Annotated in this window: 12 protein-coding genes; 11 read left to right on the top strand and 1 reads right to left on the bottom strand. The window is 39.8% G+C overall.

Going from position 1 to position 15,708, the window contains the following annotated elements; translation table 11 throughout:
- Positions 1 to 37 precede the first annotated feature (37 nt).
- From narH to DX073_RS02545, 11 genes are all read left to right on the top strand, one after another.
- On the top strand, positions 38 to 1,576 hold the full coding sequence (gene narH / locus DX073_RS02595; protein WP_115005236.1) for a nitrate reductase subunit beta: 1,539 nt from the start codon (positions 38 to 40) through the stop codon (positions 1,574 to 1,576).
- Between the two features lie 11 nt (positions 1,577 to 1,587).
- Entirely contained in the window at positions 1,588 to 2,385 is a 798-nt protein-coding gene (narJ, locus tag DX073_RS02590; RefSeq protein WP_115006346.1) for a nitrate reductase molybdenum cofactor assembly chaperone, read from the top strand.
- Positions 2,382 to 3,107, top strand: a complete 726-nt coding sequence (gene narI, locus DX073_RS02585) for a respiratory nitrate reductase subunit gamma (RefSeq protein ID WP_115005234.1) — start codon at positions 2,382 to 2,384, stop codon at positions 3,105 to 3,107. The genes narJ and narI overlap by 4 nt, the downstream gene beginning before the upstream one ends.
- Positions 3,108 to 3,382: 275 nt before the next feature.
- Entirely contained in the window at positions 3,383 to 5,182 is a 1,800-nt protein-coding gene (locus DX073_RS02580) for an IucA/IucC family protein (RefSeq protein ID WP_115005232.1), read from the top strand.
- Positions 5,175 to 6,455: a lysine N(6)-hydroxylase/L-ornithine N(5)-oxygenase family protein gene (locus DX073_RS02575; protein ID WP_115005229.1), complete on the top strand. Its 1,281-nt coding sequence runs from the start codon at positions 5,175 to 5,177 to the stop codon at positions 6,453 to 6,455. The genes DX073_RS02580 and DX073_RS02575 overlap by 8 nt, the downstream gene beginning before the upstream one ends.
- Positions 6,456 to 6,468: 13 nt before the next feature.
- Positions 6,469 to 8,265 (top strand): IucA/IucC family protein, encoded by a 1,797-nt coding sequence (locus tag DX073_RS02570; protein ID WP_115005227.1) that lies wholly within the window; start codon positions 6,469 to 6,471, stop codon positions 8,263 to 8,265.
- A gap of 183 nt (positions 8,266 to 8,448) precedes the next feature.
- The gene (locus tag DX073_RS02565; protein ID WP_002233959.1) at positions 8,449 to 9,051 is read left to right on the top strand and encodes a GNAT family N-acetyltransferase; all 603 of its coding nucleotides are present in this window, start codon (positions 8,449 to 8,451) and stop codon (positions 9,049 to 9,051) included.
- A 4-nt stretch (positions 9,052 to 9,055) separates the two neighbouring features.
- Complete coding sequence (locus DX073_RS02560) at positions 9,056 to 9,454, top strand: hypothetical protein (protein WP_115005225.1); 399 nt, start codon at positions 9,056 to 9,058, stop codon at positions 9,452 to 9,454.
- The gene (locus DX073_RS02555; RefSeq protein WP_115005223.1) at positions 9,454 to 10,704 is read left to right on the top strand and encodes an MFS transporter; all 1,251 of its coding nucleotides are present in this window, start codon (positions 9,454 to 9,456) and stop codon (positions 10,702 to 10,704) included. Before DX073_RS02560 ends, DX073_RS02555 begins: the two co-directional genes overlap by 1 nt.
- 176 nt (positions 10,705 to 10,880) lie before the next feature.
- Complete coding sequence (locus DX073_RS02550) at positions 10,881 to 13,217, top strand: TonB-dependent receptor (RefSeq protein WP_115005221.1); 2,337 nt, start codon at positions 10,881 to 10,883, stop codon at positions 13,215 to 13,217.
- An 82-nt stretch (positions 13,218 to 13,299) separates the two neighbouring features.
- Positions 13,300 to 13,728: a hemerythrin domain-containing protein gene (locus DX073_RS02545; protein WP_115005219.1), complete on the top strand. Its 429-nt coding sequence runs from the start codon at positions 13,300 to 13,302 to the stop codon at positions 13,726 to 13,728.
- Between the two features lie 80 nt (positions 13,729 to 13,808).
- Here the strand turns inward: DX073_RS02545 and DX073_RS02540 are convergent, their stop codons facing one another.
- Complete coding sequence (locus DX073_RS02540; RefSeq protein WP_115005217.1) at positions 13,809 to 15,563, bottom strand: glutamine--tRNA ligase/YqeY domain fusion protein; 1,755 nt, start codon at positions 15,561 to 15,563, stop codon at positions 13,809 to 13,811.
- Positions 15,564 to 15,708: the final 145 nt, after the last annotated feature.

Below are 15,708 nucleotides of genomic sequence, written 5' to 3'. Positions count from 1 at the left end.
TTACAAAATAAAAAGAACTAGGCATAAGGGGAATCCTATGAAAATTCGCTCACAAGTTGGCATGGTGCTAAACCTTGATAAATGTATCGGTTGCCACACCTGCTCTGTAACCTGCAAAAACGTCTGGACAAGCCGTGAAGGCATGGAATACGCATGGTTTAACAACGTAGAGTCTAAGCCTGGTATCGGCTACCCCAAAGAGTGGGAAAACCAAGAAAAATGGAAAGGGGGCTGGATTCGTAACGCCAATGGCTCCATCAACCCACGCATTGGCGGTAAATTCCGTGTACTTGCCAACATCTTTGCCAACCCTGATTTGCCAACGCTTGACGACTATTATGAGCCGTTTGACTTTGACTATCAGCACCTGCACACTGCCCCACTAGGCGACCATCAGCCGATTGCACGCCCCCGTTCGCTCATCACAGGTAAGCGTATGCAAAAAATCGAATGGGGGCCAAACTGGGAAGAAATCCTAGGCTCTGAATTTGCCAAACGCCGTGCCGATAAGAACTTTGACCAAGTCCAAGCCGACATCTATGGTGAGTACGAAAACACCTTTATGATGTACCTACCACGCTTGTGCGAGCATTGCTTAAACCCAACGTGTGTGGCGTCTTGCCCATCGGGAGCGATTTATAAGCGTGAAGAAGATGGCATTGTGCTTATCGACCAAGACAAATGCCGTGGCTGGCGTATGTGTATCTCGGGTTGTCCTTATAAGAAGATTTATTATAACTGGAAATCAGGCAAATCCGAAAAATGTATCTTCTGCTATCCACGCATTGAGTCAGGTCAGCCAACCATCTGTTCTGAGACCTGTGTGGGGCGTATTCGTTATCTAGGCGTGCTTTTGTATGATGCCGACAAAATCAAAGAAGCTGCCAGCACGCCAAACGAGAAAGATTTGTACAAAGCCCAGCTTGATGTGTTCTTAGACCCCAATGACCCTGCCGTCATTGAGCAAGCTCTAAAAGATGGCGTGCCGATGAGTGTCATCGAAGCTGCCCAAAAATCGCCTGTGTACAAACTGGCGATGGATTGGCAACTTGCCCTGCCTTTGCACCCAGAATATCGCACCTTGCCAATGGTGTGGTATGTGCCACCGCTATCGCCAATCCAAAACGCCGCCGAAGCAGGCAAAGTGGGCATGGACGGACTTATTCCTGATGTCGATAGCCTGCGTATCCCTGTCAAATACCTTGCCAATATGCTGACCGCTGGCGATGAAGCACCTGTCAAGTTGGCGCTCAAACGCCTGCTTGCCATGCGTTCTTATAAGCGTATGCAACTTGTCGATAAGGTTGAAAGCCAAGCGGTGCTTGATGACGTGGGCTTGACCAAACACCAAGTCGAAGAGATGTACCGCTATTTGGCAATCGCCAACTATGAAGACCGCTTTGTCATTCCGACCGCTCACCGTGAAGAAGCGTTGTCTGATGCCTTTGCCGACAAAAACGGCTGTGGCTTTACCTTTGGTAATGGCTGTACAGGCGGTAATGACGTCAGTATGTTCGGTCAGCGTAAGTCCAATCGCCGTGAGATGATTGAGACCGTGCAGACATGGGATAACTGATGGGGGCTAGCATGAATCATCTTGATTTTAAATTATTAAAAGTGATAAGCCTGCTCATGGATTATCCGTCTGATGAGCTGTTTGCTGATGATACGTTGGGTGCGTGCAAAGACATCGTAGCAACATCAAAGCTCATCAGCCCCGAGGTTCGCCAAGAGATTAACGCCTTTGTTGATGAGTTATCAAGCAAAGGCTCGATTGAAGCTCAATCGGTGTATGACAGTCTGTTTGAGCGTGGGCGTTCGTTGTCGCTTTGGCTGTTTGAACACGTGCATGGCGAGAGCCGAGACCGTGGGCAAGCGATGGTGGATTTGATGGGGCAATACGAAGAAGCAGGCTTTGCCATTGATGTCAAGGAATTGCCCGACTATTTGCCCATGTATCTTGAATTTTTGTCTTATAAGGCAGGCTTTGCAGACGATGTTGAGATTCGCATGGACATTGCTGATGTCAGCCACATCATCGCTCTACTGGGGGCGAGACTGGTGGATAAGGGCAGTAGTTATGCTGGGCTGTTTAAGGCGTTATTGCAAATTGCAGGTAAGCCTTTGACCGTCATTGATGATGAGCTTGCCAAGATGGGCAAAGACAAGGTAGATGATACAACCTTTGATGCCATTGACAAAGAATGGGAAGAAGAAGCCGTGGACTTTTTGGCGGCAAAGCAAGAAGAACGCTGTCCGTCAAGTCAAACCGACATTCGCATTGCCGAGACCTTGGCAAGACAAGCCCAAAAGACAAGCGAAATCCCTGTGCATTGGGTGGATTTTAAAACCAATAAAACTGTTAGCGAAGGAGTGTCGTCATGATAGCAACAGCAACAGCAATCACAGCAGTAACCCCCGAAAACTGGATACATATATTTTTGTACGGCATTTACCCTTACATCGCTTTGACAGTATGTATTTTGGGTTGTTGGGCGAGATTTGACCTATCGCAGTATACATGGCGTGCAGGGTCAAGCCAAATGCTAAACGATAAAGGCATGAGAATCGGCAGTAACCTATTTCACATCGGCATCATTGTGGTGCTGCTTGGGCATTTCTTTGGGATGCTAACCCCACACTTTGTCTATGAACGCTTTATCTCGGCGGCGGACAAACAGCTTGTAGCGGTCATTGTCGGTGGTATTGCAGGCGTGATGTGCCTTGTGGGGCTACTGATTCTGATATGGAGACGTTTTACCGACCCACGTGTGAGCCATACATCCACGTTTAGCGATAAGATGCTACTTGTCATCATCTTGGTGCAGCTCATCATGGGTCTTGCGACCATTTGGCACTATCCTGACCATAAAGACGGTGCGTTGATGCTGTCATTGGCAGGTTGGGCACAGGACTTGGCGATATTACGTCCGATGAGTGCTGCTGCCCGTGTGGTGGATGCAGGGCTGATTTATAAGCTACATATGTTCTTAGGAACCACGCTTATCCTGCTTGTGCCGTTTACTCGTCTGATTCACATCATCTCAGCACCGATTTGGTATTTGGGCAGACGTTATCAGATTGTCCGTCAAAAGACATCGCAATAAGAGACTGATTTAAAAAACCATTTTTTCGGTTTTTGCCACAAACATCGCCCTAGTGTTTGTGGTTTTTTTATTTTATAATTTATTGATTTTTATAATAATTTAAAAAATTAATTCTAAAACTGTGCGATATTCATAAGTCTAATATAGAGTGTTTAGACCGAATTTGGAGAGACTTAACGGTGAAATTAACATGAAATTTGATAAAATATATTGACAATAATTATTATTATTAATATAATAATAATTATCAATTATAGTACGAGGAGCTTTGTTTTATGTCTAACAAACAAAGAGATATTGAGCGATTATCAATACAAAATCTTATAAACGCCTACTGTATTGAAACCAGTCGCTTTAAAATTTTACAATCAAGCGAACAAAGCGACATTTGTCGAGGATGTTGTGAGGGGCACTCTGTCCTGTCTTTGTTTTTAGAACCCTTAAAAGTCCGTATAGTTGTTCCATTGCTATTTGTCAGTGTGCTAGGACATCATCAAATTTTTGATAAAATATATATTGAACAAGCTGATGATTTTGTAGAGACTAACTCTTTAATGCTGGCAAATTTATTGTTACAAGATATGCTATATTGGCATTCAGATAAAGAAAGTATAAACATCAACAGTGTGTTGTCAAGATGGATGGATAGTTCAGAAAAATTGCAGATAATTCTTGATAGTCGACAACAAAAAATTGACAGCATATTTAAAAGAAAAAAACTTAATTTTGTTGATACGGAGCAAGCTCTATTCTGTGGGCATGCCATGCACCCTGCTCCGAAAAACAGAATTGGTTTTGATGATGTGCAATGGAAAAATTTTTCACCAGAAACTAATGGTTGCTTTAAGTTGCATTATTGGTTGGTTGAATCAAGTATTTACGTTGAAGAGTCAGAGAGTGGTCTGATATTAGAAAGGATAAAAAGTGATATTTTAAATAAAATTAAAATTCAAAAAGAATATGAATCAAAAGATTATAATAACTTTAGGTTGATTATATTACATCCTTGGCAGGCGAAATATTTACAACAAAAAGATATTTATAAAAAATTATTAACAGAAGAAAAATTAATAGATTTAGGTCAAATGGGAGATGATTATTATGCCACCACATCAGTTCGTACGGTTGTAAACTTAAATAGGGAGTGGATGTTTAAATTATCTTTATCTGTTGCAATCACAAATTCAGTACGCATAAATTTACCGAAAGAAGGTCGTAGGGGTTTGTTGGCTAATAAAATTTGGCACAGTCAGTTTGGAGAAAATATAAAAAATTCATACCCAATGTTTGATGTTGTTAATGATCCTGCTTGGAATGGGGTAATTGTAGATGGAAAAATTATAAATGAAACCATTTGCATTATTAGAAATAATCCTTTTAATGAAGAAGGTAACATTACAAATTTGGCAACGTTATGTCAAGATCATCCATTCCAAAAGAAAAATCGCCTATATCACATTATCAAAAATATTAGAGGTAGTCAAAAAGAATTTGGTGTCTGTTTAAGAGAAATTAGTCAAAAATGGTTTGAAGAATTTTTGAAAATTTCACTAATTCCCATGATTGATATGTATCATAATTATGGCATGGTTTTTGAGGCTCATCAACAGAATTGTCTCATAGAAATAAGAGATAATTTCCCTTATAAATTTTGGGTAAGAGATAATCAAAGCTTTGGATATGTTACTGATTATGCAGATGAATTGATAGATGAGTATACAGATCTTATTGCCAGAGCAAAGTGTGTTGTTTCTATTGATTTTGCTAATAGTCGATTTATATATTATTTTATTGGAAATACGGTTTTTTCGCTAATTAGCAGTATTGCAAAAACTGGATTTTCAACAGAAGAAAATCTTCTCAATATACTACGGGAGTATATTGAGAATCTGTTGAAAAAGTATCCAAATAGTAAGCTACTAAATACTTTGTTGTTTAGTAATCAATTACCCTACAAAGGAAATTTGTTGACTCGCTTACACGATTTGGATGAACTGGTTGCACCAGTAGAGACCCAATCTATTTATGTAAAGATAAAGAATCCTATAAAGCACAAAGAGGTAAACCATGTTTGATATCATAGGTATTGGTATAGGGCCATTTAACTTAAGCTTGGCAAGTTTGCTAAACCATAAAGATTGTCATTTAAAAACAGTATTTTTCGATAAAAAAGAAAAATTCATATGGCATCAAGGAATGTTAATGCCTGATACCACACTACAAGTTCCGTTTTTAGCTGATTTGGTAACAATGGTAGACCCAACAAACAAGTACAGTTTTCTTAATTACTTGCAAGAAAAACAAAGGTTGTTTCAATTTTACTTTAAAGAGTCTTTTTTCCTACCAAGAATTGAGTATAATAGTTATTGCCAATGGGTATGCAGTCAATTAGAAAATTTAAATTTTGGCTGTTTAGTAAAACAGATTCTTCCTATTAATAAAGGATTTAATGTTATTGTTGAATGTGATGGGAAAATTAAAAATTATGAGTGTAAAAATTTAGTTATTGGCATAGGAACTTCTCCAAATATTCCCGATTGTACAAAAAATATTGTGAAAAATTTAGAAAATCAGTGCTTCCATTCATCGGATTTTATGAAAAATTTTGATGAACTTTTAAAGAAGAAAAAATCCGATATTATTTTGGTTGGTTCTGGACAATCAGCTGGCGAGATTTTTTATAAATTAATTCAAAATGATTTTAATAATATTCATTGGGTTACTGATGATGAGGGATTTTTTCCCATGGAGTATACGCCATTAGCTTTAGAGCATTTTAGCCCAGACTATATGGATTTTTTTTACAGCCTATCAGAAGAAGCAAGAAAAAATTTATTGAAAAAGCAAGATTTTTTATATAAAGGAATTAATTCAAACTTACTAAAAAATATTTACAGCATGCTTTATCAAAAAATAATTTTGAATAATGAAAAATCAATAAAATTAAATTCAAATTTAAAACTAATACAAACTTGTCAGAATCAAGGCAAGATTTGTTGTGATTTTGTACATAATTATACAAATACTTCGTCAAAAATAAGTGCTGATTATGTTATTTTGGCTACTGGATATCAGCAAGCGTCACTGGATTTTATGTCAGAATTAGATCCTTGTATCAAAAAACAACCTTGTGGTAGTTATGATATTGATCGAAATTATGAGGTAAATTACCAACACCCTAATGGTATGGGGAGAATTTTTGTGCAGAATATGGGACTTTGTACTCATGGAGTTGGGACGCCAGATTTAGGATTGAGCGCTCATCGCTCAGCAACCATAATCAATCGGATTTTGGATAAAGAGTTTTATAAGCTAAGTAGAAACAATATTTTATCAAATTTTTCATAGATGAGGTTTTGCAATGAATACATCCAATGCTTATCATTTAAATATAGAGTTGTCGCAATTAAAAAGCGCTGGCCAGTCTTTGATGAAGATTGCTATATCTGAGCTGCTTTACGAAGAAATTATTAGACCAACAAAAGTGGAATATTTGCCAGAAAACAAGCAAAGAATGTTATTTGTTTTTGATAAAATTAATTTGGAAGTAATTATCAAACCAAAGAAATTTGGTGGCTTTATCGTCTACTCTATTAATGACAAAAAAACAGGTGATTCTTTTTATAATCTAACTGATTTTTTTGTTGAGTTGTGTGAAAGTCTGAATATGGATAATGGCACAAAAGCTTATATGGTAAAGGAGATTAATCATACTTGGTTGGCGGAGGCTCATTTATACACAAAGCATAGCTTAACAAGTGAAGCGTTATCAAATCTTAGTGGGTCAGTTGTTGACTCGGCTTTACGTGGACATCCTTGGATTGTTATGGGGAAAGGTCGCCTCGGTTTTGGCTATGAAGATTATAAACAGTATGTTCCAGAGGTTGCTATTGCAAGAAAACTTCCTTGGTTTGCTGTTCACAAAAGTCTTGCGGTACTCTCATTAATTCAAGGGCTGACTTGTGATTGCATTTATAAAAAGACGTTGGGGGAAGGTCAGTATAAATCTTTTAAAAACATTTTGATGAATAAAGGATTGGACAGTCAAGAATATTTATTTTTACCAATACATCCTTGGCAATGGTCAAATTGGATTAGCTTAAATTATGCACTTGAAATCTCTGAACAAAAATTACTGTTTTTAGAAATGTCTACGCATGAGTATTTACCTTTACAGTCTATTCGAACTTTTTCAGATATGACTGATAAAACAGCATATCACATTAAACTACCACTTAGTATTTTAAATACAGCAGTATATCGTGGCTTGCCAAACAAGCGTAATTTTTTTGCTCCGCAAATCAGCGAATGGCTGTTGAGAATACTTAAAAACGACCAACAATTGCAAGAAACCGGTGTTGTTCTATTGGGAGAGTTAGCAACAGTTACTGTAAAACAGCCCGCCTTTGATAAATTAAGCTCTCCACCTTATCAATTTACAGAATTACTGGGTTGTTTGTGGCGAGATAGTGTTGAAAATTACATTACTGATAATCAAAAAGTTATCTCTCAAGCTGCACTTATTCATAAAGATAGACATGGTGATTTTTTGTTGCCACATTTAATCCATCGGTCGGGTCTTACGGTTGTTGAGTGGCTAAAAAAATTCTTTAAAGTTTGTGTAACACCATTATTGTATTGGTTGTATCGTTATGGAATTGTATTTTCGCCACATGGAGAAAATAGTCTATTGATACATGAGAATGGCATACCGATAAAAATGGTTTTAAAGGATTTTGTGGATGATATTAATTTAGTTGATGACACTTTTTTTGAACAAGAGCCTAAACCAAAAGAGGTGGGTATTTTATTAAAACACTCCCCAAAAGATTTGAGTCATTTTATTTTCACTGGGCTTTTTGTTGTGCATTATCGCTATATTTTTGATGTATTACATCAATATTATAATATATCTGAATTTGAATTTTGGAATGAGTTATCAAAGATTGTTGATGAATTTCACCATCAACATCCAGAGCTAAATGAGAGGATTGCTTTATTTGATTTAAAAAGACCAAAATTTGAAAAGGTGTGCCTAAATCGTGTTCGCTTTTTTACAAGAGGTTATCAAGATAACGCCAACCGTCCAGAACCCGTGGTTTGCGAACCAATTTGCAATCCAATTTCACCACAGTTTCTAAGGTGTGTTGAACATTGATAACATTATTTGTAAAAACGATGAAAATTTTAACGCTTTTATTAGTTTTTGCATGAAAAACGTGCGATTTTTCTCATTTTTCATTGCAAATACCAATATTCAACACACCCTAATGAGAGAATAGAAATGCTAGAAATCTATACCGATTCTTTTAATCAAGATCAATGCAGTAAAATCAATCGATTGCCAACTTTATCTCAGGGGCTGCCAAACAACTATATTTACAGAGAAAATGGGGTTGAATTTGGGTTGGTGCAAATACGCTACCCTGAACATATTGAGTTGTTACATCGTTGGATGAATATGCCCCATGTTATCCCTCAATGGCAACTCAATAAATCATTGTCTGAGCTGTCTGTTTATTTTGAAAAAATGTTGGCTGATGATCACCAGCGTTTGTATTTGGTTAGTATTAATGGCGAATGGGTTGGTTACGCCGAAGTTTATGAAGGGGCAAGGGATAGACTATCAGGGTATTATACGGCTGACAAAAATGATTTGGGTTGGCATTTGTTACTAGCAGAGGCACAGGCTGTTGGCAAAGGGTACTTGCGTGCCATCATGCGTCTACTAAGCTTTTTTATTTTTGAACATTCACCTGCTAAAAAAATTGTGGGTGAACCTGATGCAAGTGTAAAACCCTATGAGGTAGTCGCTCAAGAATTAAACTATATGCCCCAATATCAAATTGTAATGCCTGAAAAAACTGCAATGTTATATTTTTGTGACAAAGAAGGGTTTTATTGTAAGTTTGCCCATTATTTAAATGCCAGCATTAAAGAGTGATGTTATGCCTATTTTTCTAAATGCTATTCAGAACCCAAATAGCTCCTTACCTGTATTTTTACTCGATTTTTCAGGCGAGATTAGTCAAGATGCATTTGATGATTGGTTGATTGCTATGAGTGATTTGTTAGCCAGTGAGCAGAGTTTTGCCTTGATTTACCATAGTCGGACAGGGCTGACACTCCCTGATAACTACCGCCAGATTGAGGCGGTTTGGTACAAGACGCACAAAGAATCGTTCTTTAAATATTGCAAGGGATTAGTCAGAATTGTTGATGATGAGACTCAAAGACAAGCCTTAGACAGTCCTGCTTTTCATAAAGCATGGCGAGTGCCTTATGCGGTGGTGTTATCACTGACTGAAGCCAAAGCATGGATAAATACTAAAATAGGGGTGGTCTGATGATTGTTTCACAACAAAAAAATCGCCATCTTTTGACGATGGTGGCACTGTTATATGTTGCCCATGCCTTGCCTTTGTATTTTTTTAATGTGGCATTGCCTGCCATTTTAAGACATCAAGGCGTTGACATTAGGGTGATTGGCATGCTTTCACTTTTATATTTGCCGTGGGCGTTTAAATTTCTGTGGGCAAGTTATGTGGACAATTATTATTGTGCCAAAATCGGCAAACGCAAGACTTGGTTATTTTTTACTCAAATTATCGTGGTAGTCGGGCTGTTTGGGCTTGGCTTTTTACAGTTTTCTGAGACTGTATTATTTCTGAGCATAAGTTTTTTGGTGTCTTTGGCAGGTGCTACCCAAGATATCGCTATTGATGGCTATACAGTGGAACAATTTGATAAGTCATCCTTTGGACTGGCAAGTGCCATGCAAAGTTTTGGAGTGGCGTTTGGTAGTATGGTAGGCGGTGCTGGCACACTGTGGCTATATCAGAGATTTGATTGGCAAATGGCGACAATCAGTTTGGCAACAACTGTTGTGCTTATTTCGTGTTCACTATGGTTCTTAAAAGATCAAGACAATCCCAAACATGCTACCAATCTTTCCAGAGCAAGTCTTATTAGGCTTATCAAACGCCCGCAAACCAAATGGTTACTAGCTTTGATTGTGGTGTTTCGCTTTGTGGAAGCTCCGATGATGGCAATGCTAAATCCAATGCTTGTGGATTTTGGTTTTTCACTGTCTCAGATTGGGCTTTTGTTTTCGGTATTTGGAGCGATTGTTGGGATTGGTTCAGCACTTTTGGCAGGGGTATTAATCAAATATATCGACATTGTACGTTGTCTTATATTATTCGGATGGCTAAGAACGGCAGTTTATGCTTTGTTGTGTCTAGGATTGCTATATCCTTTATTGGGTGATTTTTTACCTGCGGTAGGTTTATTAAAAACAGGGTTTATGAGCTTGATGGCAATTAGTGTTTTGCTAATTTTATCTGTTCGCTATTTAACAATGACTGCCTTATATGCTCTGTTTATGAATGCTGCCAATCCCGACCAAGCTGGCACGGACTTTACTTTGTTTGTGTGCGTGGAGTTGCTTGTGTATTTTATCGGCGGGGCGATGAGTGGATTTTTAGTACATCAGTTTGGCTATGACAAGCTATTTTTATGGCTTGCGATTGGTTCTGGGGTGTCAATACTTATTTTGCCGACATTGATAAAAAAATTGTCCGTAACAGACTGTTAAAATTTTAGGTATTGTTCAATAAAGATATATTTTAAAATTGAACGTGTAGGGGCGAATTATATTCGCCCAAAAATCAATACGTTATCACAGGGCAAATGTGATTTGCCCCTACAAATCCACCCAAAGGTATAGTTAATTAACAATACCAAATTTTACTTTTCCATAAGGAGTAATTTATGCGTCATTCCCACTATGCTCAATGGTTATCTTTGCCTTTACTAAGTGTGGCAGCAACTCAGCAGTTGTACGCTCAACCCAATGAGTCATTACCAACGGTTGAATTAGAGCCTGTGGTTATTACCATTGATAAGAGTGGTATGGCACTTGCCAATCGTATCACACAAATGCCCCATACCACCAAAGTTATTTATGAAGAGCAAATTCAAGAGCAAGCAACAGGCTCTCGACAGCTTGCCGATGTGATGGCACAGCTCATTCCAAGTTTGGGGGTAAGTAGTGGCACCACTAGTAACTTTGGGCAAACCATGCACGGTCGTCAAGTGCAATTTTTGTTAAATGGCGTGCCTTTGACAGGTTCGCGAGACATCTCTCGACAGCTTAATAGTATCAACCCCAGTCAAGTGGCTAGAATTGAAGTTTTATCAGGAGCAACCAGTATTTATGGGTCTGGGGCAACAGGCGGTTTGATTAATATCGTTACTAAGTCGGATTTGGAAGAGGAGCAATTTGAGACCCGCATCGGTGTACATGGTAGTAAATTATCCAGTGAAGGTATCGGTTATCAGGTAGGTCAGAGTGTGGCAGGTGTCAGCGAAAATGGCAATGTCCTTGCACGGCTTGATGTCGACTATCGCACCACAGGAGGGGCATTTGATGCTAACGGTAAACGCATCGCTCCTGAGCCTGCCCAAACCGATAAACAAGACAGCAAAAGCCTAAGTGTCAATACAAATGTTGATTGGCAACTTGACGACAAGCAAAATATCAATCTGGCATTGACGCATTATAACGACAAACAAGATACCGATTATGCACCTGATTATGGTAATCGCCTTGCGGTGTTGTTTGGAGAAAAGCCTTCATTAAATGCCATCAAAGGCTTATCATTATCAGAACAGCCAAAAACCACCAAAAGCACCTTTAATATCAACTACCATCATGATGAATTATGGGGTAACACCATCAATGCTAATGCTTATTATCGTAAAGAAGAAGGGCGATTTTACCCCTTTGTTGCCCCGTTTTCGACCGCCAAAGCCCTGCCTATTTTACAAAGCATGAATTTGCCACCCGCCACTTTTGATGCTTATACCAAGGCTCTACAAGCTCGCGCCTATGGGGTATTACAATCCGAATCCAAGGCAGATGTATTGGGAGCAAGACTGGCTTTGCAAAGAAAATTTGACTTTGCTCAAAAACCTGTACTACTTAGTTATGGTATCGATTATGAACAAGAAAAAAACCGCCAAGGGGCGACAGGCTATGATTTGACTACCTTTATGCAAAGCAACGGCTTAGTATTTAAAGATGCTGGCAACCGTTACACTTATGGGCCTGACACCACCTTAAAAACCTATGGCATATTTACCAATGCCAATATTGCTTTGACAGATGATTTAAAAATATCAGCAGGTGTGCGACATCAACGTATAGACAGCAAAACAGACGATTTTGTGCCACCCAGTGAGTCGCTATTGGCTGATTTATTAATCCAAAACAAAGTGCCGTATCAAGCAGGGGTTGTCAATTCTGGCAAAGTAAAGCATCACAAAACTTTGTTTAATCTTGGGGCAAATTATCAATTAACGCCAAATCACAGTATTTTTGCCAACTTTGGGCAGGGATATAGTTTGCCTGACCTGCAAAGGGTGCTACGAGATGTTGGGGCAGGTTTTGTGGTTAATTCTGATAATGTCGAGCCAATCACGGTCAATAGTTATGATGCAGGGTGGGTAGGAGTATTTGGCGATAGCCGTGCCAAGTTGACAGGTTTTTATAATACATCAGACAAAGTAACCCAGTTTTTAAAAGATTATAGCGTGGTGGTTGCTGATACTGATGAGCGTATTTATGGGGCGGAGTTTGAATTAAATCACAAGATTAATGATAACTGGGCTGTCGGTGGTAGCATTGCCTATACACGAGGTCAATACAAAGATGCAAGTGGTCAGTACAGAGAGCTTGGGGCGTTTCGTATCAGTCCTACCAAAGCCACCACTTTTGCTCAATACACCACACCAAGTGAACATAAATTACGCTTACAACTGCTTGCTATTGGAGGTACAGACAATGCCTATCAAGACAGCTTGGTTGCTACAACCAATCAAAACGTCCGCAAAACCCCAGAGACTAGAATTTCAGGCTATGTTGTGGCGGATTTATTGGGTGAGATAAAACTGCCCAAGGGTCAGCTAAATTTTGGGGTTTATAATTTGATGGATACCGATTATAAGAGCGTATTTAGTCAAGCTGCCAAAGCAACTTATGGTGAATTATCCAGCTTGTCTGCACAGGGGAGAAGTTACGGGATAAGTTATACCTTAAATTATTGATTAGCATTATGTGCCACAATACCACAAACATCGCCCTAGTGTTTGTGGTTTTATAAAATTTAATTGATAAATAGGAACTCCTATGAAACGACATCCTGCCTTACAGCCCCTATCTCGTCAGCACCATTTGGGTTTGGTCATCGCCAACAAAGCCAAATCCGCCACCGATGATGACAAACTGACCCATCATCAAGCCTTAGTGGAGTATCTGACCACTGCCATTCCCACGCATTTTGAGATTGAACGAGCATATCTTGCTGATGTTATTTTGACAAAATTATCCGATGACAAAGCGGTTAAATTGGCAAAGCAAATGCTTGATGAGCATAAGCATATTAAGACCTTACTTGCCAATACCGACCCAAGCGTGAATGATGTCAAGGCACTGGCAAATGCTCTGTATGACCATATCCGCTTTGAAGAGCGAGAGCTTTTTCCCATTGCTGAGACGGTGCTAAGCGATGATGAGCTTTTTGCCATTTATGAGGCGAGCGATGAGGATGTAAAATGAACGAGTTAAAAGTTGGGCAATGGAATTAAAAAGCCAAACATCACGTTTGGCTTTTTGCTTAACTTTAAAATTGCTAAAAGTTACTTAAACCCGTCTTTTAATCCCACAATCTGATTAAACACAGGCTTATCGGTGCGATGCTCCACGCTGTCCGCCACAAAGTAGCTTTCACGCTCAAATTGGAATTTATCATCGCCCTTTGCTTGTGCCAATGACGGCTCAACAATGGCATTGACAACCTTGATAGAATTTGGATTGACATGAGTTAGCACCCACAACGTATCATCATCAGCATTTGGGTTGTCCGCTTTGATGTTGGCGATGTGTTCGTCCGAGATTTCATCATCTTCAAATAATAAATGCTCATACAGTCGCACGGTGGCAGGCACGCCATGACTTGCCGACACCCAATGAATCACGCCTTTAACTTTACGCCCCTCAGGGTTATTGCCCAGTGTTTTTGGGTCAATGGTAGCAATAAGCTCTACCACATCGCCATTAGCGTCCGTGATATGCTCTTCTACTTTTAGCACATAGCTGTTACGCAGACGAATCTCAGGGTTCTCTGGCGATAAGCGTTTGTAGCCGTCTGGGGGCGTGATTTCAAAGTCGGCTTTATCAATATAAATGGTTTTGGTAAAGGGAATCTCACGCTCGCCATTGTCCGCTTGTGGGTGCTTGGGCTGGGTGAGCCAAAGCACGCCATTATCCAAGCGAGCCTTGACCGTGTCTTTTTTTAGATTTTCAAAATCAGCAACCGCTTCATCAAAGTTGGCAATCGTAACTTTTAAGGGATTTAGCACCGCCATACCACGACTGGCGGTATTTTCTAGCACGTTTCTAATGCTAAATTCCAACTGGCGAAAATCTACCACGCCGTCTGCCTTGGATACGCCAATGCGTTCACAAAAATCCCGCAAGCCTTCGGCAGGGTAGCCACGTCTTCTCATGCCTGCAATGGTTGGCATGCGTGGGTCGTCCCAGCCCGATACCACGCCCATGTCCACAAGGCGTTTGAGTTTACGCTTGGACGTTAGCGTGTGGTCAATATTTAGACGGCTAAATTCGTATTGGCGGGGCGGCACCTCAAAGCCCACTTTTTCAACAACCCAATCATAAAAGGGGCGGTGATCTTCAAATTCGAGCGTACAAATCGAGTGCGTGATACCCTCATAAGCGTCCGACAAGGGGTGGGCGTAGTCGTACATCGGGTAAATACACCATGTGTCGCCCGTTTGGTGGTGGCTTGCGTGCATGACGCGGTAGATGACAGGGTCTCTCATGTTCATGTTGGCGTGGTTCATGTCAATCTTGGCACGCAGTACCGCCTCACCTTCTTTATATTTGCCGTTTTTCATGTCGTCAAAACGAGCCAAATTCTCATCAACAGTAGCGTTGCGTTGTGGTGACTCAACGGACGGCTTACCAAAACCGCCACGATGTTCACGAATCTCATCAGGCGTTTGAAAATCCACATAGGCATCGCCTTGTTTGATAAGCTGTACTGCCCACTCATAGAGTTTGTCAAAGTAGTGCGATGCATAACGCACGTCCCCTGCCCAGTCAAAACCAAGCCACTCCACGTCCGCCTTAATGCTATCCACATAATCCTGCTTTTCGGCGGTGGGGTTGGTGTCGTCAAAGCGTAGGTTGCACGCTCCACCGAACTCTTGTGCCACGCCAAAATTTAGGCAAATGGATTTGACGTGTCCGATGTGCAAATAGCCGTTTGGCTCGGGCGGAAAACGGGTCAAAATGCTGTCGTGCTTACCGCTTGCTAGGTCATCACGGATAATTTGTCGGATAAAGTCGTTTTTTTCGGGTAGGTCGGTCATGGGTTTTTCCATTATTTAAAGGCGTAAATTTTGTTATTTTAGCATAATTTTTACAGGGCGTGTTAAACTTTGATGTTTGCAACAGGGCAATCGTACTACAAAATTTTACATAAAATTGATTAAAAATAAAACAAATTTAGTGCTT

Origin of the sequence: Moraxella lacunata (genome assembly GCF_900453205.1) — a bacterium.
GTDB lineage: Bacteria > Pseudomonadota > Gammaproteobacteria > Pseudomonadales > Moraxellaceae > Moraxella > Moraxella lacunata_B.
Note: the sequence above shows the minus strand (reverse complement) of the source record. Positions and strands in the feature narration are given on the sequence as shown.